Source organism: Nocardia yamanashiensis NBRC 100130 (assembly GCF_001613325.1).
Lineage (GTDB): Bacteria > Actinomycetota > Actinomycetes > Mycobacteriales > Mycobacteriaceae > Nocardia > Nocardia yamanashiensis.
The window spans coordinates 218,746-240,053 of sequence record NZ_BDCD01000017.1 but is presented as its reverse complement, the minus strand read 5'-3'; the positions used below and the strand labels follow the sequence as shown (position 1 = coordinate 240,053).

General features: G+C 66.8%; 21 protein-coding genes. 4 read left to right on the top strand and 17 right to left on the bottom strand.

The genetic code is table 11. The features are described from left to right. Nucleotides 1-20: 20 nt before the first annotated feature. From NY1_RS19580 to NY1_RS19565, 4 genes are all read right to left on the bottom strand, one after another. Nucleotides 21-881 (bottom strand): metal-dependent hydrolase, encoded by an 861-nt coding sequence (locus NY1_RS19580; RefSeq protein WP_067715156.1) that lies wholly within the window; start codon nt 879-881, stop codon nt 21-23. Nucleotides 882-1,001: 120 nt separating this feature from the next. Beyond that, complete coding sequence (locus tag NY1_RS19575) at nt 1,002-1,688, bottom strand: TetR/AcrR family transcriptional regulator (RefSeq protein WP_169815377.1); 687 nt, start codon at nt 1,686-1,688, stop codon at nt 1,002-1,004. 81 nt (nt 1,689-1,769) lie between these two features. Continuing rightward, nucleotides 1,770-1,976 (bottom strand): tautomerase family protein, encoded by a 207-nt coding sequence (locus NY1_RS19570; protein ID WP_067715150.1) that lies wholly within the window; start codon nt 1,974-1,976, stop codon nt 1,770-1,772. 12 nt (nt 1,977-1,988) lie between these two features. After that, nucleotides 1,989-2,732, bottom strand: a complete 744-nt coding sequence (locus tag NY1_RS19565) for an SDR family NAD(P)-dependent oxidoreductase (protein ID WP_067715147.1) — start codon at nt 2,730-2,732, stop codon at nt 1,989-1,991. A 70-nt stretch (nt 2,733-2,802) separates the two neighbouring features. On the opposite strand from NY1_RS19565, the gene NY1_RS19560 reads away from it, so the two are divergent. After that, the gene (locus NY1_RS19560; protein WP_067715144.1) at nt 2,803-3,711 is read left to right on the top strand and encodes a LysR family transcriptional regulator; all 909 of its coding nucleotides are present in this window, start codon (nt 2,803-2,805) and stop codon (nt 3,709-3,711) included. Nucleotides 3,712-3,798: 87 nt separating this feature from the next. On the opposite strand, the gene NY1_RS19555 is transcribed toward NY1_RS19560, so the two are convergent. The 9 genes from NY1_RS19555 to NY1_RS19515 form a co-directional block, all read right to left on the bottom strand. After that, a complete protein-coding gene (locus NY1_RS19555) occupies nt 3,799-6,585 on the bottom strand; it encodes a DUF5682 family protein (protein WP_084535122.1) in 2,787 nt (928 codons plus the stop codon). Continuing rightward, on the bottom strand, nt 6,582-7,697 hold the full coding sequence (locus NY1_RS19550; RefSeq protein ID WP_067715141.1) for an ATP-binding protein: 1,116 nt from the start codon (nt 7,695-7,697) through the stop codon (nt 6,582-6,584). The genes NY1_RS19555 and NY1_RS19550 overlap by 4 nt, the downstream gene beginning before the upstream one ends. A gap of 9 nt (nt 7,698-7,706) precedes the next feature. Further along, a complete protein-coding gene (locus tag NY1_RS19545) occupies nt 7,707-9,026 on the bottom strand; it encodes a vWA domain-containing protein (RefSeq protein ID WP_067715138.1) in 1,320 nt (439 codons plus the stop codon). Then, nucleotides 9,023-10,402: a hypothetical protein gene (locus tag NY1_RS19540; RefSeq protein ID WP_067715611.1), complete on the bottom strand. Its 1,380-nt coding sequence runs from the start codon at nt 10,400-10,402 to the stop codon at nt 9,023-9,025. The genes NY1_RS19545 and NY1_RS19540 overlap by 4 nt, the downstream gene beginning before the upstream one ends. Next, complete coding sequence (locus tag NY1_RS19535; RefSeq protein ID WP_233036145.1) at nt 10,402-10,812, bottom strand: hypothetical protein; 411 nt, start codon at nt 10,810-10,812, stop codon at nt 10,402-10,404. Before NY1_RS19535 ends, NY1_RS19540 begins: the two co-directional genes overlap by 1 nt. 212 nt (nt 10,813-11,024) lie before the next feature. After that, complete coding sequence (locus tag NY1_RS19530) at nt 11,025-12,014, bottom strand: TAXI family TRAP transporter solute-binding subunit (RefSeq protein WP_067715132.1); 990 nt, start codon at nt 12,012-12,014, stop codon at nt 11,025-11,027. A 1-nt stretch (nt 12,015) separates the two neighbouring features. After that, nucleotides 12,016-14,094 carry a TRAP transporter permease gene (locus NY1_RS19525; RefSeq protein ID WP_067715129.1) on the bottom strand — a complete coding sequence of 693 codons (2,079 nt, stop codon included), beginning with the start codon at nt 14,092-14,094 and terminating at the stop codon, nt 12,016-12,018. A gap of 81 nt (nt 14,095-14,175) precedes the next feature. Beyond that, complete coding sequence (locus NY1_RS19520) at nt 14,176-14,526, bottom strand: DUF4333 domain-containing protein (protein WP_169815376.1); 351 nt, start codon at nt 14,524-14,526, stop codon at nt 14,176-14,178. Between the two features lie 10 nt (nt 14,527-14,536). Then, nucleotides 14,537-14,707, bottom strand: coding sequence for a hypothetical protein (locus NY1_RS19515; RefSeq protein WP_157762353.1), 171 nt, complete (start codon nt 14,705-14,707; stop codon nt 14,537-14,539). A gap of 430 nt (nt 14,708-15,137) precedes the next feature. Here NY1_RS19515 and NY1_RS19510 point away from each other — a divergent pair, with 430 nt between their 5' ends. The 3 genes from NY1_RS19510 (at nt 15,138) to NY1_RS19500 (ending at nt 16,975) form a co-directional block, all read left to right on the top strand. Continuing rightward, entirely contained in the window at nt 15,138-16,037 is a 900-nt protein-coding gene (locus NY1_RS19510) for a helix-turn-helix domain-containing protein (protein ID WP_084535120.1), read from the top strand. Continuing rightward, nucleotides 16,034-16,228 carry a DUF397 domain-containing protein gene (locus NY1_RS19505; RefSeq protein WP_067715120.1) on the top strand — a complete coding sequence of 65 codons (195 nt, stop codon included), beginning with the start codon at nt 16,034-16,036 and terminating at the stop codon, nt 16,226-16,228. Before NY1_RS19510 ends, NY1_RS19505 begins: the two co-directional genes overlap by 4 nt. Nucleotides 16,229-16,342: 114 nt before the next feature. Next, on the top strand, nt 16,343-16,975 hold the full coding sequence (locus NY1_RS19500; RefSeq protein ID WP_157762351.1) for a hypothetical protein: 633 nt from the start codon (nt 16,343-16,345) through the stop codon (nt 16,973-16,975). Here NY1_RS19500 and NY1_RS19495 read toward each other — a convergent pair. The 4 genes from NY1_RS19495 to NY1_RS19480 all read right to left on the bottom strand — a co-directional run bounded on the left by NY1_RS19495 (nt 16,944) and on the right by NY1_RS19480 (nt 21,267). Further along, a complete protein-coding gene (locus tag NY1_RS19495; protein WP_067715115.1) occupies nt 16,944-17,687 on the bottom strand; it encodes an SDR family oxidoreductase in 744 nt (247 codons plus the stop codon). The two genes, NY1_RS19500 and NY1_RS19495, sit on opposite strands and share 32 nt — an antisense overlap. A gap of 56 nt (nt 17,688-17,743) precedes the next feature. Beyond that, nucleotides 17,744-18,643 carry an RNA polymerase sigma-70 factor gene (locus NY1_RS19490; protein ID WP_067715112.1) on the bottom strand — a complete coding sequence of 300 codons (900 nt, stop codon included), beginning with the start codon at nt 18,641-18,643 and terminating at the stop codon, nt 17,744-17,746. A gap of 92 nt (nt 18,644-18,735) precedes the next feature. Beyond that, complete coding sequence (locus NY1_RS19485) at nt 18,736-19,392, bottom strand: hypothetical protein (RefSeq protein ID WP_067715109.1); 657 nt, start codon at nt 19,390-19,392, stop codon at nt 18,736-18,738. Nucleotides 19,393-19,497: 105 nt separating this feature from the next. Further along, nucleotides 19,498-21,267, bottom strand: coding sequence for an oleate hydratase (locus NY1_RS19480; RefSeq protein ID WP_067715107.1), 1,770 nt, complete (start codon nt 21,265-21,267; stop codon nt 19,498-19,500). Between the last annotated feature and the right edge of the window lie 41 nt (nt 21,268-21,308).

Sequence of the window (21,308 nt, the reverse complement as noted above, 5' to 3'; positions counted from 1 at the left end):
TTCGGCGCTCCGGCTTCATCTCAGCGGAGGTAGGGCGTGAGTGCGCCCTGCTCGCCGAACAGTTCGGTGCGCCAGCGCTCGAGGAGTGCGGCGTTGTCGGTATCGGTGGGGTGGAACCCGGGGCGGTTGTATTCGCCGATGAGCCGCCACATCCGGCGGTCGATGAACGGCAGGTGGCGTAGTTTCAGCGCGCTGCGGATCAGGCGGATCGGGTTGTAGGCGGCGCGATCCCGGACGAGCGAGACCGCCGTGCCGAGGATGACGCCGATGATGAAACCGGCGGTGACCAGGCGCATGCCCCAGACGCGGCGGCGCTCGCCGCCGCCCATGGCGCGGTAGACGTCGAAGGCGACCGACTTGTGCTCGGATTCCTCGTAGGCGTGCCAGAGCAGCATCGTCCGGACTTCCGTTTCACCCAGCAGCGCTTGGGCTTTCGGGTCGGTGAGCAGGATTTCGGCGACGGTCGCGGTGTAGTGCTCCAGCGCGGCGGTGAAGGAGAGCCGGGTGAGCGGCGACAGCAACTGATCGATGCGCGCGAAGACCCAGGTGACGGCGCGGTCGGCATTGTGGGTCGGATAGCCCATGTCCTGCAGCCGGTCGTTGAGTTCGCGATGCTCGCGGCCGTGGGTGAGTTCCTGGCCGATGAAACCCGCTACCTGGTCGAACAATTCGGGATCGGTGATGTCGGCGCGGTAGTGCTTGACCGAGCGGATGAAGAAGTCCTCGCCGGGCGGGAAGACCGCCGACAGGAAGGCGACGGCGTGGCTGAGCACCAGGTCGTCGTTCGCGTAGTGGTGCCGGTAGGTCTCGACGGGATACCGGAAGCGGATGCGCCGCGGCTTGATCGTGCGTTCCCGGCGAGTCGGTGGATTTTCGGTCATGAGAGCGTCCCTAACCTCAATAATGCGACACCGTGTCGCCATTGATGAGGACAAAACTACACCGCGCTCACCGGCCGAACAAGAGAAAGTGCGACACGATGTCGCAATAGTTTGGGTGGGTCAGGCCGGCCGGTTCAGGGCCGCGGCCACCAGGTCGTCGATCGGCACATCGACATCGATGCTCACACCGCGCAGGGCGGCGTGCCCCTGGAGCAGGATCAGGAATGAATCGGTCAGCATCCTGGCTACTCCAGGTGCGTCCCACCCCTCGGGCATATCGCGCAACCACCGCGTCACCGCGCCGTCGATCATCGACACCATGGCGAAGATCCCGACGTCCAACCCCGGATCGGTCTGCCCGAGCAGTGCCGCGATCGGCGTGATGAACGACGAGATCTGCCGCGCGATAGCGTCTTTCGCGGAGATGACGGCCGTCGATCCGGTGAACCCCTCGTGCGAGGCCAGCTCCATCCACTGATACAACCGCGGATGCTCGGCCACCAGATTCACATAGTTGTTGACCGCTATGGACACCGTCTCCCGCACGGTCTCGGTCGGATCGAGGACCGGCATCACCGCATCGAGATACATCTCGACCACATGCTCCCGAGCCTGATTGTCCAGATCCATCCGATCACTGAAATGCCGATACAGCACCGTCCGGCTGATCCCCGCCCGATTCGCGATGTCCTGAAACGAGATCTCCGCACGCGGCTCCGACTCCTCCACCAGCTCGATCAGCGCCTCGATGACCGCACGCTGACGCTCGGCGTTGCGATCAGCCCAACGCCCCTCCGTGCTCTTCACCCTGCGCGACACCACGCCCACAGCATTCCATCCCGGCCGGGTCGCCTCGAACAGCCACCCGGCCGGGCCTGTCGGGAGCGCTCAGTTGGCCTGTTGCGCGCGGTATTCGGTGACCGGCAGGCCGCCGACGCCCCAATCCTCGAGTTCGACCTCGTCGATCACGACGAAGGTGGTGCGGGGGTCCTTGCCCAGTACGTCGACGAGGACGTCGGTCATGCGGGCGATGATCTCGGACTTCTGGGCGGGCGTCACGCCCTCGCGGGTGACTTTGACGTTGATGTAAGGCATTTCGTGGGCCTTTCAGGGGCGGGCGGTGACGTAGCCGCCGTCGGCGGCGATGACGGTGCCGGTCAGGAAGGTGGAGTCGGTGAGGTGCAGGACCGAGTCGGCTATTTCGGCGGGTTCGGCGACGCGGTCGAGGACGGCGAGGGCGCCGAGGGCGTCCACGTCGGAGCCGGAGTGCAGGGGTGTGCGGACGATGCCGGGGGCCACCTCGTTGACGCGGATGCCGTAGGGGGCGAGCTCGGCGGAGAGGGAGACGGTGAGGGCGCGGACGCCGCCCTTGGAGACCATGGGGGCGGTGACGGGGAAGCCGGTGATGCCGTGGGAGAGCAGGACGGTGGTGATGTTGACGATCGCGCCGCCCAGGGCTTGGTCGATCATGCGGCGGGCTACGGCCTGGGTGATGAGGTAGGTGCCGCGCAGGTTGCCGGTGAGGAAGTGGTCGAGGTCGGCGGGAGTGACGTCGACGAAGGGAGCGGAGGCGAAGGTGCCGGCATTGTTGACCAGGATGTCGACCGAGCCGAAGGCGTCCACGGCGGTGTCGACCAGGGCCTGGCCCGCCCGCTCGTCGGTGAGGTCGGCGACGAGGTGGCGGAGACGGTCGCCCGCGCCGAGTTCGGTTGCGGCGGAGGCGAGTTTGGCGGCGTCGCGGCCGCTGATCACCACATTGTCGCCGCGCTTCAGCAGTGCCGCCGCGACCGCGTAGCCGATGCCGCTGGAGCCGCCGGTGACGATCGCGGTGCGAGAAGTCGTTGTTGTCATGCTTCGAGCTTCGGGCCCGGCGGTATATAAGTCTACGACGTGGATTTACGCGTATTACTAGACTCAGCTTATGGATCTGGATGTGCGTGATCTGGAGCTGCTGGACGCGCTGGCCGGTGGCGGGACCTTGCAGCAGGCGGCGGACCGGCTGTACGTGAGCCAGCCGGCGTTGAGCCAGCGCTTGCTGCGGATGGAGGAGCGGCTGGGGACGGCCGTGTTCGATCGGGTGGGACGGCGGCTGGTGCCGAACCAGGTGGGAGTGCGTTTGCTGCCGCGCGCATCGCGGATTCTGGCGGACCTGGCGGCGGCCGAACGCGAGGTGCGGGAGGTGGCGCGCAGCGGGGATCGGCATATCCGGTTGTCGACCCAGTGCTCCACCACGGTGTCGTGGCTGACGCCGGTGATGCGGGAGATGCGAAAAGCCTGCCCGGACAGTGTGATCCGGATGGTGAGCAACGCGGACGACGATCTGTCGGACGCGGTGCTGGCGCAGGTGGTGGATGTGGCGGTGCTGACCAAGATGACCCCGGCGGCCGAGCAGGTGCGGCTCACGCATTTGATGGACGACGAGATGCTGGCCGTGGTGGCGTCCGAACATCGCTGGGCGGCAAGGAAATACGTGACCGCGCGGGACTTCGCCACCGAGAACCTGATCCTGTACGACAGCTACGACCAGAGCCGCCCGAACGCCTTGCCGCTGCCGATTCCGCCCGGGGCGCGCCCGGATCAGGTCACCATCGTCCCGATGCTCACCGAACTCGTGGTGGAGCTGGTCGCGGCCGGGGAAGGGGTCGGTGTGCTGCCGTCCTGGGTGATCGCGCCGTACCTGGCTCGCGGTGAGGTCGCCACCGTGCGGATGGGGCAGCGCGGGGAGACCAGGGCCTGGTACGCCGCGACCCGGGTCGATGACGAGCGGCCGCACGTGCTCGACTTCGTCGGCCGGTTGCGGGCCCATTTCCGGGACGATCCGGTGGATTAGGCGGCCATCCTGCCGGGAAATGCGCCCTGCGAATGCAAAAGGCCGGCCGGTACACGACACGCGTGCACCGACCGGCCCGACCGAATCTCAGCTCTGCGCAGGCACCGGATTCAGTTGTGCCGCCAGGGCTTCGGCGGTGGCGGGGAACCGATCCAGCAGCCCCGTCACCTCGCGATTGCCCGCCGGACCCGCCTCCTGCCAGCCGCCCTCGACGCCCAGCAGAGCGGCGAGCGCGTCGCAGGTGTCGGGATGGGCCGCCAGCAGATCGGTGGCCGGTCCGCGGGGTGCGGCAGCCGCCGGTATCGCGGGCGCGGTGTGCTCGGCCGACCACGGCGGCACGAAGGCGTCCACGGCCGGGAGCGAACCGGGGAAGGTGCGTCCCGCTTCCCGCACCAGCGCCGGAATCAGATCGCCCGCTTGATCTTTCAGCGTGGTGATCAACTTCGGCAGCCAGGGCAGCAGAACGGTGTCCGGCAGCCGCCCGAACGCCTTCGACAGCAGTTCCACGACGAACGGCTTCAAGCCCGGAGCTGGATCGATGGCCTGCACGAACCCGCTGACGTACTGCGGAACCGTCGGCAGGACAAGAGGATTCGACAGCATCCCGTCGCACCGCTCCCGCAGCTCCGCCATGGTCAGCAGCCCGAGCTGGAACCGCGCCGCCCACAGCAGCGCCACCTTCGACGGCGCTTCCGGATGCGATTGCAGCACAGCCAATTCCAGCTGAGTGTGATCGCAACCGAGCGACAGCGCCAGGTTCTCCATGCCGAACAGGAAGCCCAGCATGGCCGCCACCTGCGCCGAACCGGTCTCGTCATCGGCGAAAGCGGTCGGCAGCAGCGTGCAGTAGTGCGAGTAACCGGCCGTCACGAACCGCCCGCACCAGGCCGGTAGACCGCCCTCGGTGGAGCGATAGTAGTTGAGCAGCAACCGGATTCGCCGCAGCACGGCGGGCGCGCCGTCCACCGTCCGCTCGGCCGCGAGGAGTTCGATGGCACGATTACCGAGCTCGTCGGCGAGCCGCGCCGAACCCAGGAACACCAGCGCGTCCTCGACGGCTTCGAGCGCGATGGCCGCCGTCGCGGTCGGGGCGGCAACCGACCGGCGCAGGCGCTGCTCGAGCACCTGCTCCACCGAAACGCCCTCATAGCCCAGCTCCACCAGCGACCGCTGATACTTCCCGAGCCCGATATCCCAGCTCTCCTGGATCGAACTCTCACCCAGCCCACGCGAACCCATGATCGGCCGCAGCGCATCGGCCGGCAGCAGCTTGCGCAACAGCCACAGCAGATCCGAGCACGGCCGCAAATCCGGATTCGTTTTCAGATCCAGCAGCGCCCGTTGCAGATTCCGTTTGTTGAGATCCAGCCCGAGCGGCTGCAACCGGTCGAGCACATCGCGCGCCAGCGGCGGCAGCGCCTCGTATCCGACCTGCCCGATGCGGTCGCCGCCGAGCAGGATCTCGCACAGCCGGGCCACATCGCGGCGGCCGGGCACCTTGTCCTTCTCGATGCAGGTGACCGCCGCGTCCTGGAAGTCGTACGGGGTGGGCCGGGCGCGATTGCGCATGCCCGCCAGCAGGATCGACGTCTCGAACACCGAGATGGCGTCCGCGGTGCTGGCCAGGTAGCCGTTGCGCCGGGCCAGCCGCACGATATCGACCGACCATTCCAGCAGTTCGGCCTCGTCCAGGGCATCCAGGACCGGCGGCCGGGACAGGAAGCCCGAAAGCTGGTCCGACACCGCCGAATCCGGCGTGACGGGGCCGAGCGGCTTCTTGGCCTTGGTCTTGCCGCCCTGCTGCCCGGCCAGCTGGAAGGTCTGCAACTTGCCGCGCCGCACCCCCTTCGACCAGGTGGCGGCGGCGATGGACACCGCGCCGCCGGCCAGCCCGAACTGCGCTTCGATGGCCGAATGGCTGGACGGGATCAACCCGTAATGCCATTTGGTCGCCGACCGCGGCGTGATCTCGAACGGCGCGTCGCTCGCCAGCCCGAACTGTTCCACCCGGCTGGCGGCGTGCGCCGCACCGCAGATGTACAGCGCCCGTTCGGGATCGGCGCCGGTGGCGGTCAGGTGCTCGCGCATGCGCGTCCACATGTACCGCTCACGGTCCTCGTCCTCGGTGGTGCTGCCGCGCCGCAGCCGCCGGAACAGGCTGCCGATCATCACCATGACCTGGCGGTAGGTGTCGTAGTCGGCATCGGCCAAGGGCTGTTCGACGTACTGATCCCACCATTCCGACCAGTGCCGGACCTTGCCGTGGTGCAGCAGGTATTCCTCGAGTTCGGCGAAACGCGGTCGCAGATCGCCGATTTCGATGCCGACCGCTTCCCCGTGCAGGCCGTCGGGCTTGGTCTCGGCCTCGGCCTTGTCTTCCCTTGGCGCCCACTGGAACACGTGATCGGTGGACCGATCCACCAGCACCAGCTCCACGCCCGGCGTATCGAGCGCGTAGGCGATGGCCTGGTATTCGGCCGAGGATTCGGTGATCGGCGCGACGATGGACAGCGGCGCCCAGTCGATCGGGAAGTCCGCGGTCTCGGTGGCGAACGCCTGCAACGCCACCGGCAGCCGGCAGTTGCGCAGTTCGTCCAGCAGCGGCCGCAGATCCTCGCACAGCTCCAGATAGATGACGCTCGGCTGCTTTTCGCGCAGCCGCCGCACCATCGCCAGCCCGGAGGCCGGCGAATGATGGCAGACCGGGAAGATCTCCAGCTGCTCCGACAGCGCCCGATCGACATCGTCGACGATGCCCGCCAGGATGTCGCCCGCCGCGCCGGGCGCGCCCGCGAAGGTCGCGGCCGCGTCCACCAGCTGATCCCGCAGCGCCGCGAAAGTATCGGGCGCGGAACGAATATCGGAGACGGTCACGACAGTCTCGCGATCGCCGCCCGGCCGCCCTCCAGGAATTCGGCCCATTCGCCGCCCTTCTTGTCCTTGCTGCGCGGTTCCACCACGCCGTGCAGGTACTTGTTCAGGATGGCCAGGTCCTCGGGCTGCCGGCGCACCAGCGAACCCACCAGCGATCCGGCCAGGGTTTCGGCCTTGAGCGCGCGCTCGCCGAAGAACTGGCTGTGCAGGATGGCGTCCTCGAGCACGCCGATCTGCTCGGCCGTGGACAGCGCCGACTCCAGCTTGTCGTCGTCATTGGTGGAGGCCGCGGCGGCCGCGCGCAGGTCGGCGAAGCTGTCCAGCAGGATGTCGAGCAGTGTGGGCGGCAGTTCCAGTTCGATCTGGTGGCGGCGCAACAGTTCCGCGGTCCGGAAGCGCACGATCTCCGCTTCGCTCTTCTTGTTGGACACCACCGGGATGCGCACGAAATTGAAGCGCCGTTTGAGCGCTGAGGACAGATCGTTGACGCCGCGGTCACGGCTGTTGGCGGTCGCGATGATCGAGAAACCGGGCTGCGCGAACACCACGTTGTCGTCGTCGAGCTCGGGAATCGAGACGTACTTCTCGGACAGGATGGAGATCAGCGCGTCCTGCACGTCGCTGGTGGAGCGGGTGAGCTCCTCGAAACGCCCGATCACGCCCTGCTCCATGGCGGTCATGATGGGGGAGGGGATCATCGACTCCCGCGACTGCCCCTTGGCGATCACCATGGAGATGTTCCACGAGTACTTGATGTGGTCCTCGGTGGTGCCGGCCGTACCCTGCACCACCAGCGTGGAATTGCGGCTGATGGCCGCCGACAGCAGCTCGGCCAGCCAGCTCTTGCCGGTGCCCGGATCGCCGATCAGCAGCAGTCCGCGGTCGGAGGCGAGGGTGACGATGCTGCGCTCGACGAAACTGCGGTCGCCGAACCACTTCTGCTCGACCACGCGGTCCAGCCCGTCGGCGCGTTCGGAGCCGAGAATGAACAGCCGCACCATCTTCGGGCTCAACCGCCACGCGAAGGGCTTCGCCCCGTCGTCGATGGACTCCAGCCAGTCCAGTTCCTCGGCGTACTTGGTCTCGGCGGGGGCGCGCAAAACGTCGTTCATGGTGTTCTCCTAGTCGATGAAGTTCTTGAGCTCGTGCACGAGCTTCTGGATGCGGCCCGAAAGGACCGGGGTGCCGAGCTGTTTGAAGCGCTCGCGGAACCACGGGTTCACGCTCTGATGGCCGGAGCTGTTGACCGAGCCGACGGGGATGAACTTCACCCCGGAGCGATGGACGGCCTCCATGCTCTCGTACAGCTCCTGGCACTCCCATTCGTAGAAGTCCGAGATCCACACCATGACGGTGTTGGCCGGATCCTCGATCTTGGGCTGGGCCAGGGACATGGCGACGCGGCCGTCGGTGCCGCCGCCGAGCTGGGTGCGCAGCAGCACCTCGAACGGATCGTGCACCCAGGGGCTGAGATCCAGGGCATTGGTGTCGTAGGCGACCAGGTGCACGTCCACCTTGGGCAGGCCCGCGAAGATCGAGGCCAGGATGGTGCAGTTGACCATGGCGTCCACCATGGAACCGGACTGGTCCACGACCACGATCATCTTGGCGGGAACGGTGCGCTTGGCGGTGTGCTTGTAGTACAGGCGGTCCACATAGAGGCGCTCGTCCTGCGGGTTCCAGTTGGGCAGGTTCTTCCAGATGGTCTTGTCGACATCCAGATTCCGCAGAATGCGCTTGGGCGGCACGGTGCGGTCGATGGTGCCGACGCTGGTCTGCGCCACCTGGGTGCGCAGCACCTCGGCGACCTCGTCCACGAAGCGCTTGATGAGCGCCTTGGCATTGGCCAGGGCGACGCCGGACAGATTGTGCTTGTCGCGCAACAGCTGTTCGACCAGGGACATGCTCGGGGTGAGCTGCGCCGCCAATTGCGGATCGGCCAGCACCTCGCGCAAGCGCATGCGGTTGACCAGATCGGCTTCCAGGTCGGCCAGGACGCCGCGCACGGCTCCGGCCTGCTCGTCGCCCAGGCAGTGCTTCAGCCATTTGGCATCGGACTGCCAGCCGGCCAGCTGACCCGCGCTGACCGCGCCCGCACCGGTGGCGAAGACGTTCAGCAGCAGCTTGGAAACGATTGCGGCAGTGCGCACATCGTCCGCGCTGACACCAGGCTCCGTCGCAACCGCGGCCTGCTCGGCCTCCGCCCGATCCGTGGCCTTGTCCTCGGTGAAGTCGAGGCGTTCGAACTCGCCGCGCATCTCCGGAAAGCGTTGCACCACTGTATCTATCGACACGCCGGGATCCAGGACGGCGAGGGGCAGTCCCAGGTCTTCGACGATGCCCGCGCTCGCGGACTCCAGCGTGGGCTGTTGATCCCCGCTGAAGACACCGGCCAGTAGACGCCAGTACAGGATCTGGCGCCGCGTCTCATGATTTGTCATTTGCGCAGCAACCGTCCCGCGCGTTCGCGCAGCACCGCAACCGCATCGCCCGACTTGGCCTGCGCCTTGGCGATTTTCGGATCGGTCGGGCCGAGCGCCCAGTCACCGCCGTGGATCACGGTGAGCGCGCCCTTGACCTTGCGCTGCACCGCCAGCGGACGCACCGACCAGCCGGCGGCGTCCCAGCGCAGCAGGCCGATCATGGCGCTGGAGTTGGTCACGGCGACCGCGGTGAGCGGGCCGCTGGTGGGCAGGGCGTGCAGTTCGACGCAGAGCCGGTGACCGTCCAATTCCATTGCGCCATCCTTGAACCGGTACCCCTCGAGCAAAACCGGTTCGGCGATGTGCACGGGATCGCGGTCCAGCGGCGCGACCGCGGGGGCCTGCGCCTCGTTCAGGAGCACGGTGGCGGTGACGAACGGATCGGCGGACTCCCCGGCCTTCGCCCGGACGTCGTGCCACACCAGATCACCGGTCGCCGTGAGCGGCATATCGGTGAGCTCCAGAACTCGATGCCCGGCCAGCGCGGCGAGCAATTGCGGATGGCCGCTGAGCAACTGCCAGACGGCCGGGCCGACAATGGTGTCCACCTTGGCGGCGCTCACCGACACCCGCACCCGTCGCGCCGGCGCCCCATTGCTTTCCAGCACGCCGTACACCTGCGCCTGCACCGCGGTGCCGTGCTCGTGCACGTCCACGCCGAGGATCAGCAGGCGGCCCGAAACCGTTTCGGGCGCAGGCGATTCGGTATTGCGCCAGGACAGCAGCAGGGCGCGGGTCCACAGGTCGGCCCAGCGGCGCGCGGGAATCCGGTCCATGGTCGCGACGGGCGAGGAGGCGCCGAGTTCGGCGGTGAAACCGTCCAGCAGCACCGCGAGCCGCCGCAGCGCGGGATCGGCCAGCAGGGCTTCCACGGTTTGATCCGCGGCGGCCACCAGGTCGTGATCCACGCCCCGCCAGCCGGCGATGGCCAGTTCGCCCAGCCAGGCTCGCGAACCCACCGCGAGCGGGCTCGGTGCGGCCGTCGCGGTCGCGGCTTCCCAGCCGGATCGATTGCGGCCCAAGGCCGTATCCAGCTGACCGAGCAGGGCGTCGTGCACCGCGCCGAGCAGGGCGGCGCGGGCCGCGGCCAGTGCGGACAGCTGATCCGCCCCAATCGCTCCGGTGCCCAGCTTCGCCGCCGCTTCGGCGACCGGCGCGGCCAGCGGCGAACCCGCCACGGATCCGGCCAGGGCGGCCAGCGCGGCGGTCTGCCGTTCGGAGACCCGGGCGAAACCGTCCACGAGCGCGGTGTCGAAACCGTTCACCACGTCGAGTGCCGCCGTCACGCCCTCGGGCGAATTCTCCAGCAGCGCAGTCAATTGCACGCTTCGCATCAGCGACCCACCCCCGCCGGGAACCATTGCAGCTCGGGAATCGCGGTCTGCGTGCCCGGCAATTCCAGATACGTCAGATGCCGCAGGAACCGGCTGAACACCGCCGCGGCGGGCGCGGGATCGCGAGATCCCTTGAGGCAGTGCGCCAGACGCGAGCCCTCCGGCACCTCGACGCGCAGGAAACGCGCCACCCGGTCCTGCCCGTACTGCAGCACCGCTTCCTCGATCAGCGAGTCCAGATGCTTGCAGGCCCAGCCCTGATTCAACCCGCCGCACGGCCGATTGTTATTGGTGCTGCAGCTGAGCCCGTGCGTTCCCGCCGTCACCGAGGCCACGTAGACCCGGGCGATATCGGACCCGCTCGACACCACGCCCTGCAGCCGGCCGTCGGCCAGCTCGACGAAGGGCACCTTGTTCAGCTTACGCGGGGCTACCGTCGGCGATACCCGCACTACAGAAGTACTTTCCCACTCCGGTTCATCCGGTGTGGCGCTCGGATTCGAGACCATCGTTCTCCCTCCCGGTCGATCACGATGGCCATAAGGTATGCGACGGCACCGACAAGTGCCGCCCCACCCTCGAATTCGCTGGTAGGACCGGTCGAATCCGCTGCGGCGGAAGGCTATTGCAGCGCCTTGTCCGCCCCGCGATGCAGCTCCACCGGCGCGGTGTTGCGCGCCGTCGCCCGGTCGATCCCCTTGGCCGCCGGGTTGGCCAGCTCGAGCTGGGCCTTGCGGTCGAAGAGCACCTTGGTCAGCACGCAGGCGAGGTTGGCGTCCAGGTCCTCGCGCACCAGCAGCAAATTGGGTACCACGATGGTCCGCACATCGGCGGGCAGGCCGTAGGCGGCGGCGGGGATGACGCCCTGCTCGTACACCGGGTTCACGGTGCGCATCTTGTCCAGCGTGTCGGCGATGTCGAGGAACTTCACCTTGTCCTTGGCCGTGGTGAACAGGTCGGTAATGCCCGGTGTGGGGAGGCCGCCGGACCAGAACATGGCGTCGATGGAGCCGTCCTTCAGGCCGTCGACGGTCTTGGTCAGGTCCAGGCGCTGTGCGGACACGTCGGTTTCCGGGTCCAGGCCGGCGGATTTCAGCAAGCGCTGTGCGATTACTTCGGTGCCGGATTTGGGGGAGCCGGTGGAGACGCGTTTGCCGCGCATATCGGCCAGGGAATCGATGCCGGATCCGGTGCGGACGATCACCTGGGTGTAGTTGGTGTAGATGCGTGAAATAGCGCGCACCGGTTGCTTTTCCGTGAAGCTGCCGGTGCCCAGGGTCGCATCGGCGGCGGAATCGGCGAGGGAGAATGCGAGTTGATAGGTGCCGGAGACGAGCTGCTGAATGTTCTGCACCGAAGCGCCCGTCTCGGAGGCGGTGGCTTTCACCTTTCCGCCGGTGGCATCGGAAATCTGTTCGGCATAGGCGTTTCCGAGCGCGAAGTAGACGCCGGTGGCATTGCCGGTGGCGATGCCGATGCGGGTTTCCTGGCTCACCTCGCAGGTGACCGCACCGCCTTGGTCGGCGGTGGGAGTGTCCCGCCGCCCGCCGCAGCCGGTGAGCAGGCCCGCTGAAACCAGCACGGCCACAGCGATAGTCGTGAACTTCCTCATGTCATTTCTCCTGTTCCGCCGGCACCCCCGCCGGACGAGTACCCAGCCGGGTGAGCGCTGCCGCGACCGCGAGCAGGGCGACCCCGATGCCGAGGGTGATCGGCGAGGGGTAGAGCAAGGCCAGCCCGGCCGCGCCCGCCGCCAGCCGGGCTGTCGTATTCGCCTGTCCCGCACCGAGAATCCAGCCGCCGGTGGCCATGGCGAGGGCGGCGACGCCGAGGGAGACGAGGGCGGTGACCGCGATGATGTCGATGGCTGATCCGCGGCCCAGCAGCCGTTCGCCGGAGCCCGTGAGGACGAACACGATCGGCACCAGGAAGGCGGGCAGGGCGTAGCGCAGCGTCTGCCACATGGTGGCCATCGGGCGCGCCCCGGTCACCGCCGCGGCGCCGACGGCGGCCAATGCGGTGGGCGGCGTCACCTCGGACAGGACCGAGAAGTAGAAGACGAACATGGCGGTGGCGGGCGCGGAGACGCCGAGCGTGAGCAGGGCCGGGCCGATGATGGCCCAGCCGATGACGAACGACGCGGTCACCGGAATGGCCAGGCCCAGCAAAGCCAGTGCGACGGCGGCGAATACGACGGTGAACGCCAGAACTACGGTCGCGTTGTCCGAGATCGCCGAAGCGGCCCGCACCAGCAGGGCTGCCAGTTGCGACCCCAGCCCCGTCTTGGTGGTCATCGCGGTGATGATTCCGGCGGCTGTGCACACGGCCACCACCGGCAAGGCGGCGCGAATTCCCATGGAGAGTGCCGTGAAAGTGCCCAGTGCGAATTCGCCGAGCGTTCCCCGCTCCGGCGAGTTCCGCTGGCGGGCAAGCCGATCGGCAATGGCGAGCAGGAATGCGAGGACGGTCGCGTAGACCACTGCGCGCGTGGCGCTGACCCCGATGATCAGCAATACCACAATGGCGATCAATGACAGGAAGTGATACCCGAAGCGCCCCAGCAATTTCCAGGCAGACGCGGGCTGCTCACTCTCCGCGCCGGGGTCGACCGTGCGATGCGGGAACCGCCGGGCATCGATCTCGACCGCCAGCAGGATCCCGAGGTAGTAGAGCAATGTCGGAGTTGTCGCCCACACCAGCACTCGCAGGTACGAAACATCAAGGTACTCGGCGACAATGAACGCTGCCGCCCCCAATGTCGGCGGCGACAGGATCGCTCCCACGCCCGCCGCCGCCAGCATCCCACCGGCCTGCTCCGGCCGATACCCGGCCCGACGCAGAATCGGCCAGGTGACAACTCCCGTGCTCACCGCGGTAGCGGTGCCGGACCCCGAGACCGTTCCGAGGAGGAACCCGGAAGTGACGGCGGTGCGTCCCGCCGCGCTCCGTGACCGCCGGAACAGCGACACCGACAGATCTACGAAAAACTTTGCCGCACCGGAGAAGTCGAGCACCGCCCCATAGATGGTGAACAGCACGATGTAGCTGGCCGCGACATCCAACGGTGTGCCATAGAACCCGCTCCCGGAGTTGTACAACGCGTCCACGATCTGATCGAAATCCAGCCCCGCATGCGCGATGGACCAATGCTGCGGCAGAAATCCCCCGTAATACCCGTACCCGAGAAATGCCAAGCACACCACCGGCAACACCCACCCGGTGGTCCGCCGGCAAGCCTCCAGCACCAGCAAGAGCGTCACCGCCCCCATCGCCACATCCACCGGATCCAGCAACCCCTGCCGATCCAGGAAGGCGTTGTATCCACCCCCGCCGGACCCGACCTGCCACGGCCATACCGGGTACAGGCACACCGCCAACGCGATCGCCGCCAGCACCCAGTCCACCGCGGCGGGTCCGTCCATCCGGTCCAGCCACCGCACCCCGATGCCCGAGCTGTAGCTCAGAAACACCAGCGGCAGCGCACACCCCAGAAAAACAACCAGAAAATACTGACTCCCTTGCGGCAACGGCCGGAACACCTGCCACAACACCAGCACCGCGATCGCGAACGCGCACAGGGCAACCAGCCGCCCCGCCCACCCCGGCAACTGCCGAGCCGGCCGCTCCTCGTCATCGACCACCAGCTCAGCGGGCACCGCCGAATCCGGTCTCTCACCTTGCAACCCGGACATGCGCGAAACATACCGCCGTCCCGGTTGCCACACCGCCTATTCGATCAACACCGGATAAACGCCCGCCCATGCCGGTCCGTGCTAACGCGGACGACTCACCTCGTATGTCCCGTCCGACTTGGTGACCTCGATCGTGACGGTCTTGGGCACGCCGTCCCGGGTGAGCGTGCACTCGTACCTGGCCCCGACGACCACCTGCATCCGTTCGGGACACCGGACATCGGCGACCTCGGTAATGCCGTAGCTGTCCCTGAGCACCCGGGTGATCCCGTCGGCGACGCTCGCCTGGTTGAAGTATTCGGTGGGCTGGAAGGAACCCAGGTCCAGTCCCGGGGTTTCGCCGGCCGCCGGTCCGGACGTGAGACATGCTGTGAGAGTGGCGATCCCGGTGAGGATGCCGAGCGCGACGGTGCGGCGGAGGGAATTCTTCACAGCCCGCATGCTAACCGGCGGGTGAGGTATCGGGAATCTCGTGGATCCAAGGCCAGCCGGCGGCTGCCGCGATCTCCATGAGCTGCGCCCGGGCGCCGCAGGCGGCGGGCGTGGTGCCCTGCCCCGCAACGCAATTCCGGTGGGGGAACATCAATGCCTGGACGGATCTGGAGTATGTCAACGCTTGCGAATCCTGCGGAAGGCGTTCGTGCCGAATGCGGGAAACCGTGTAAACCATCGCTTTTCACCCGGCTCGGTGTTGGGCGTGCTGGCGGTGTCCGGCTCGGCGGGAATTGGCCGGAATGTCGATGTGTCCGCCTCCGGTGAGGGAGAGTCGGAGAAATCGGGCATCACCGTCCGACCGGTTGTTTAAATAGTCGCCGATGAATATCCAAATCGAAATTGCGGCGCAGAACGCGCTGAGTGCGACGAGTGCCCATGTCTCCCAATGCATTACGACCACTCCTTGCTGGTGAAGGTTCATTGACATCTCCTAGTAGACACCCAGCTTCGAGGAATTGGAACGTTCACAACGCGATCTCAACGAAATATGATGGAGGCCCAATGCGGAGCATTCACCAGGGAGCATCCCGGATAGCGAGGCTAACGATATGGCCGGATCTACTATCCCGAGAAGGGCATTCGGTCGGCTTTTGCGGACATTTCGAGAACGTGCAAAACGGCCATTGCTGGCGGCCGGAACGCGTATCGAGATTTCTCCGCAGACTTTGGATCGTTTGGAAAACGGACAACAAACCAAGATCACCACTCCGCAGATCTCGGTGCTGCTGGATCTGTATCAGGTGACCGACGGCGAGCGCGCGGAAGCACTCGAGCTGTGGGACGAGATACGGCGGCAGGCCGCGGTGGCGAAAAAGGAAGGTACGCACAAGGGCTGGTGGCAGCAGTACAGCGATCTGTTCGCACCGCATCTTCAGCACTATCTGCGGCTGGAGGATGGGGCCGACCATATGACCACGCATCAACTCGTGATGGTGCCGGGCCTACTCCAGGCTCCGGAATACCGGCGCGCGATCATTCGGGCGAACGATCCGTCGTTGTCACCGGTCGGTGTGGAGCGACTGCTGGAACTTGCCATGCGCCGCAAGGCCAGGCTGGACGATCCCGGGTTCCGTCTCGAAGCCCTGCTGTCCGAGGCCGTGCTGCATCATCAGCCCGGCGGGCCGCGTGTCATGTCCGAACAGCTCGGCTATCTGGCCGAAGCCAGTGCGCACGAGCGGATTTCGATACGGGTCGTCCCGTTTACCGTAGGCATGCATCCCGGGCTCGTGATTCAATCGTTCTCCCTGCTCGAATTCCCCCGGCTGCCCAGGAACCTGGTCGATCCACCCGTCGTCTACCGAGAGGGCGCCGACGGAGCGCTGTACCTCGAGCGCGACGACGTGATCCAGCGTTGCCGCGCGGCGATCGCGGGTATTCAGCAGGTGGCACTGAGTGAGGAAGACACCCGGGAACTGGTGTCCGCCATGGCGAAGGAGTACGCGGCGTGAGCATCCATCCACCCATCCGGACCTGGTTCAAGTCGTCCAGATCGGCGACACAGAGCGAGTGTGTGGAGGTCTACCTCGACGCGGAAGCGGTCGGCGTCCGCGACTCGACGCAGGTGGGCCACGGCCCCGAACTGTGGTTCACCGGCGAGCAGTGGGACGTCTTCCTGCGGAGCGGCATCTGGCAGCACTGACCATCTGGAACATGGAGTTTTGCTCCACTAGCACCCCTCCACCGTCGGTTTCCTGACAGGATGGCTCGCAAAGTGGAGCAAAAATCCACTCCGGCCCCCACGGAGCGTTCGTAGATGTCACAACCGGGCTATTACCCGACTCGCTATCCGGTTCCAGCGCAGCGGCTTCCGCAGCAGGTGCGCCCGTCACTCTGGTGGGTCGGCGCGGGGGTGGCGGTGATCCTGGCCGGGATCATCGGGGCGATGGTGGTCGCCTTCACCGGGCTCACCGGAATGGACGACCGGGTCGTCAGCTTCCAGCGGGTCCCCGTGCCCGGTGTCGGAGATCTGCATCTGGCGGCGGGCCGGGACTACACGGGGTACTACGAGTACACCGGTGCGAGCGAGTCGAATCCGTTGCAGCAGGCGGTGGTCACGCTGACCGATCCGATCGGCAAACCCGTCGAATTGCACACCTACGAAACCAATTTGAGCTACCAGGTGAACTCGCACGAAGGGCGCGCCACGTTCACCTTCCACGCCGACAAGGACGGCACCTACCGGCTCACCACGATCGGCAGCGACCGCGTGACCGTGGCGGTCGGCTCGGGCATCGGCTCCTCGCTCGCGTGGAGCGTGCTGATGCCCTTCGCGTTCGTCGCCGGCGGGCTGATTCTCGGCTTGGCGATCGTGGTGACCGTTGTCGCCCTTCGTGATCGGGACCGGAAGCGAGCGGCTACCACGCCACCGGGCCCAGGCGGTCGATGAAGATGCCCGATGGGCCGTCGGGTTCCAGGGTGGCCAGGCGGAGGAACGAGTCGGTGCCTTCGGTGACGGTGAGGGCGCCGGTGTTGTTGTTCATATCGGTGGCGGCGAACTTGCGGTTCGCCACCTCGCCGGGGGTGGCGATATTGAACTTGATGCCGGGCAGGGCTTGGGCGTAGCGGACGGTGACCATATTGAGCGCCGCCTTCGACGAGCTGTAGCCGAGTTCGTGGATCTTGGAGAAGGCCTGGCTCGGGTCGGTGACCACGGCGAACGAACCGCCGCCGCTGGAGACCATCACGACACGGGGGTTGTCCGAGGCCTGGAGCAGGGGCAGGAAGGCGTTGGTGACCCGGATCGGGCCGTAGACGTTGGTGTTGTAGACGGCGTGGATCTCCTCGATGGTCACCTCGGCGGGGTTGGTGCCCTTGCCGGGGGAGCCCGCATTGTTGATCAGGACGTCCAGGCGGTCGGTGTGCTGTCGCACCAATTCCACAGCGGCGGCCACGGATTCGTCCGAGGCGACGTCGAGCGGGACCAGGATGGCGGTGAGGCCCTCGGCTGCCAGCTTGTCGACGGCCGCCTGTCCGCGCGCGACATCGCGGGAGCCGAGGAAGACCGTCCAGCCCTGGGCGGCGAGCCGGCGGACCGATTCGAGGCCGAGGCCCTTGTTGGCGCCGGTGACAAGTGCGGTGGTGGGGTTCGTGTTCGTCATGCCCACCAGACGTACGGCCGCCGCCGGGCGTGACAGGATGTGTCCGGCGTCACAATTCAGTGGATGGCGAGGGGGATTTCGGCTTCGAGGCGAGTGAGCTTCTCCGGATTGCGCACGAAGTAGAGGTTGACGATGCGGTCGCCTTCGACCCGGGCGGCCAGCACGCCGTCCAGTTCGCCGTTCACGCGGAAGCGCAGCGCCGGACCGCCATTGAGGACGATGTGGTCGATGGTGATCGCCGCCGCGGTCTTGGCGATCCCGCCCAGCAGGAACCGAACCACATTGTCCGCGCCCGTGATCGGCCGCAGCGCGGCCTGTCTGATCCCGCCGCCGTCGCTCATCGACACCACGTCGGGCGCGAGCACATCGAACATGCCTTGCAGGTCCCCGGTTTCCAGGGCCCGCTGGAACGACTCCAGCACCGTCCGGGTCTGCGCCGCCGACACCGTCGCCCGCGGCCGCCGGGCATCGACGTGCAGGCGGGCGCGGCGCGCGATCTGCCGTACGGTCGCGGGCGTCTTGTCCACGGCGGCGGCGATCTCCTCGTACGGCACATCGAAGACCTCGCGCAGCACGAACACCGCCCGTTCGGTCGGGGCGAGGGTCTCGAGCACCAACAGCATTGCGGTGGAGAGACTGTCGGCCAGCTCGACGTCGTCCGCCACGTCGGGCGCGGTCAGCAGCGGTTCGGGCAGCCACGGCCCGACGTAGGTCTCCTTGCGGCGGCCGAGGCTCCGCAATCGATCGAGCGCCTGCCGGCTGGTGATCTGCACCAGGTACGCCCGGTGATCCCGCACGGCGGTGAGATCGACGGTCGCCCACCGCAACCAGGTCTCCTGCAAGACGTCCTCGGCATCGGCGGCCGAACCGAGCATCTCGTAAGCCACCGTGAACAACAGATTCCGATGCGCCGAGAACGCCGCCACCGCGACATCCCCGGCAGCCGTCTCCGTCATCGGTGCTCCTCCTGCTCGCCCGCCGATCTCCGCAACCACCGTACTTCGATGTCGTGTCAACGGGTACCGGAGATCGGCGCCGCTCGCGGGCTTCAAGCGCGAGCGGCCGCCCGCGCCTGGGCGTATTCGATGACGTCGGAAGCGAATTCGGGGGTTTCGGCGCAGCTGCGGAGGAGTTGGTCCACGGCGTGCTCGAGGTCCGGCCCGGGGCCTTCGTCGGCGAGCAGGACGACGATCGCTTCCCAGGTGCCGGTCTGCGGATCGGGTAGGGCTTGTAGCTCTTCGAGGTACCGGCCGGGTTCCAGGAGGCGCAGGGCACGGCGCGCGTAGGCGTGCACCCGGCGCGGGAGTTCGGCCCGGATGGATTCGATATCGCTCGGGCGGACATGGCCCTGCTGGACCGCGTCCAGGCGGATGGACCACCATTCGGTGGTTTCCGGGGGCAGGGCGTCGGGGAGCAAGCCGGGTCCGGTGGCGGACTCCACGGGGGTGGGGGAGAGGGCGAGCTGCTCGTTGCGCCAGTTGCAGTACTCCCACCACGGAGTGGGGGTGGCGTTCAGCTCCAAGCCGAAGCGGAGGAGTTGCTGGCCGCCGGTCCAGGTGCGCAGGGTGCGGGTGCGGCCCACGGTGGCCACGCCTTCGGGCTGGATGCAGACCCAGGTCGGACCGTCGCCTTCAAATCCGTACGGCTCCAGCAGCTTTCCGGTGTCGCGCATCAGGCGGCGCAGGGCGGATTCGGGTCTGACCATGTCGGCAGATTAGCCGGGGGCGGCGACAGAATCGGGTAACACAAGATCGCCAGGCGTGCCGGGGCGGGTGCGGCCCGGTCCGCTGTGGACCGGGCCGCACGGGTGCTATTTCTTGCCGCCGATGACGCCGTACTCGGTGAGGAGTTCGCCGATCTCGGTGGTGTCCAGCTTGTCCAGCAGTTTGCGGCGCAGGAACTCCGGGCCGGGAATGTGGACCGGTTCGCCGTCGCGCAGGCGGGTGGCGGCGGTGAGCAGACTGCGGACGTCGTAGGTGGAGGCGAAGACCTCGGGGACGCCGCGTTCGATGTCCAGGAGCTGGTAGGCGGCCTCCATCCCGGTGCGGACGGAGTATTCGGTGGTGAAGATGCAGTCGCGGGTGGTTTCGGCGAACTGGCCGATAAAGGCGAAATTGACCGAGCCCTCGGGGACCACCTGGGGCCGGTCGCCGGCCTTGCGGGGCATGAAGAAGGCGGTGACGTAGGGCATCATGACCGGCACCGTCTTGGCGGCGTTGGCGGCCATCTCCGGGATGTCCTCGACGGGGACGCCCAGGTGGTACAGCCACTCCTGGGTGATCTCCTCGCCGGTGCATTCCTGCATGGTCTTCTTGACGTAGTCGCCGGGCTTGTCGACGAACAGCGAGTACACCCAGACCACGATCTGATCCTTGGGCTGCTGCTTGAAGTGCGGCTGGCGGTTGACCGTCCAGCTCATCAGCCAGCTGGAGTCCTTGACGGTGACGATGCCGCCGGTGACCACCTTGCCGCTGAACGGATCTCGCTTACAGATCTTCTGAATGTATTCGGGGATACGCTGATCCAGCGTGGTGACGGTGGCCGATTCCCATTTCGTCTCGGGGATATGCGATCCGAACACCTCCGGGCGGCCGAACGCCGGATCCTTGGCGGCGATGCGGCGCCACAGATCCCAGGCCGGAGCCGGACCCTCGTTCAGCACGGCCGCGGTGTGATGGTCGCCCTCGTCGGAGTTCTCGGTCAGCGAACCGATGGTCATCAGCAGCAGATCGTCCGGACCCAGGTCGACGCCGCCCTCGACGCCCTCGGACACCCAGTGAATCCTGGTGGCCTGCTTGCGCTTTCCGCTCAGCTCGAAATCCACGTCGGTGACCGTGGTGTCGAACTTGAACGTCACGCCCTGGTCCAGCAGCCACCGGTACAGCGGCAGCACCAGCGACTCGTACTGGTTGTACTTGGTGAACTTGAGCGCCGAGAAATCCGGTAGCCCGCCGATGTGGTGCACGAAGCGATGTAGGTACAGCTTCATCTCGAGCGCCGAATGCCATTCCTCGAAGGCGAACATGGTCCGCCAGTACATCCAGAAGTTCGACTTGAAGAACTCGTCGGTGAAGACCTCGTCGATCCGCTTGCCCTCCATCTCCTCACGGGTGGCCAGGAAGATCTTGGTGATCTCCTTCTGGGCCTTCTCGCTGAGCGTGAAAAGGTCCTTGGTGTGCGCGCTTTCACCGCGATTCACGGTGGCGCGCTCGAGCGAGAAGTTCGGGTCGTCCTTGTTCATCCAGTAGAACTCGTCCAGCACGCTGGCCCCGTCGATCTCCATGGACGGGATGCTGCGGTACAGGTCCCACAGGCACTCGAAATGGTTCTCCATCTCGCGCCCGCCGCGAATCACGAACCCCTTCTTGGGTTCCTTGATCCCGTCGAGCGCGCCGCCGGGCAGCTTCAACTCCTCCAGAATGGTGATTTTGCTGCCCGGCAGCTGGCCGTCCCGGATGAGGAACGCCGCACCGGACAGCGAGGCCAGCCCCGAGCCCACGAACCACGCCGTCTTCCGGTCCACTCCGGCCGGCTTGCGGGGCCGGGCGAAGGCTTCGTAATTGCCGTTGCTGTAGTACATGAGACTCCTATCCGATGATTGGTTCGAAGCGCCTGTCACAC

What these genes read in the sequence shown, in the direction of transcription:
- NY1_RS19500 (WP_157762351.1), top strand. Translation starts at nt 16,343, where the DNA reads ATGTCACAACCGGGCTATTACCCGACTCGCTATCCGGTTCCAGCGCAG.
- NY1_RS19565 (WP_067715147.1), bottom strand. Translation starts at nt 2,732, where the DNA reads ATGACAACAACGACTTCTCGCACCGCGATCGTCACCGGCGGCTCCAGC.
- NY1_RS19525 (WP_067715129.1), bottom strand. Translation starts at nt 14,094, where the DNA reads ATGTCCGGGTTGCAAGGTGAGAGACCGGATTCGGCGGTGCCCGCTGAG.
- NY1_RS19580 (WP_067715156.1), bottom strand. Translation starts at nt 881, where the DNA reads ATGACCGAAAATCCACCGACTCGCCGGGAACGCACGATCAAGCCGCGG.
- NY1_RS19570 (WP_067715150.1), bottom strand. Translation starts at nt 1,976, where the DNA reads ATGCCTTACATCAACGTCAAAGTCACCCGCGAGGGCGTGACGCCCGCC.
- NY1_RS19495 (WP_067715115.1), bottom strand. Translation starts at nt 17,687, where the DNA reads ATGACGAACACGAACCCCACCACCGCACTTGTCACCGGCGCCAACAAG.
- NY1_RS19480 (WP_067715107.1), bottom strand. Translation starts at nt 21,267, where the DNA reads ATGTACTACAGCAACGGCAATTACGAAGCCTTCGCCCGGCCCCGCAAG.
- NY1_RS19530 (WP_067715132.1), bottom strand. Translation starts at nt 12,014, where the DNA reads ATGAGGAAGTTCACGACTATCGCTGTGGCCGTGCTGGTTTCAGCGGGC.
- NY1_RS19485 (WP_067715109.1), bottom strand. Translation starts at nt 19,392, where the DNA reads ATGGTCAGACCCGAATCCGCCCTGCGCCGCCTGATGCGCGACACCGGA.
- NY1_RS19510 (WP_084535120.1), top strand. Translation starts at nt 15,138, where the DNA reads ATGGCCGGATCTACTATCCCGAGAAGGGCATTCGGTCGGCTTTTGCGG.
- NY1_RS19560 (WP_067715144.1), top strand. Translation starts at nt 2,803, where the DNA reads ATGGATCTGGATGTGCGTGATCTGGAGCTGCTGGACGCGCTGGCCGGT.
- NY1_RS19545 (WP_067715138.1), bottom strand. Translation starts at nt 9,026, where the DNA reads ATGACAAATCATGAGACGCGGCGCCAGATCCTGTACTGGCGTCTACTG.
- NY1_RS19550 (WP_067715141.1), bottom strand. Translation starts at nt 7,697, where the DNA reads ATGAACGACGTTTTGCGCGCCCCCGCCGAGACCAAGTACGCCGAGGAA.
- NY1_RS19540 (WP_067715611.1), bottom strand. Translation starts at nt 10,402, where the DNA reads ATGCGAAGCGTGCAATTGACTGCGCTGCTGGAGAATTCGCCCGAGGGC.
- NY1_RS19490 (WP_067715112.1), bottom strand. Translation starts at nt 18,643, where the DNA reads ATGACGGAGACGGCTGCCGGGGATGTCGCGGTGGCGGCGTTCTCGGCG.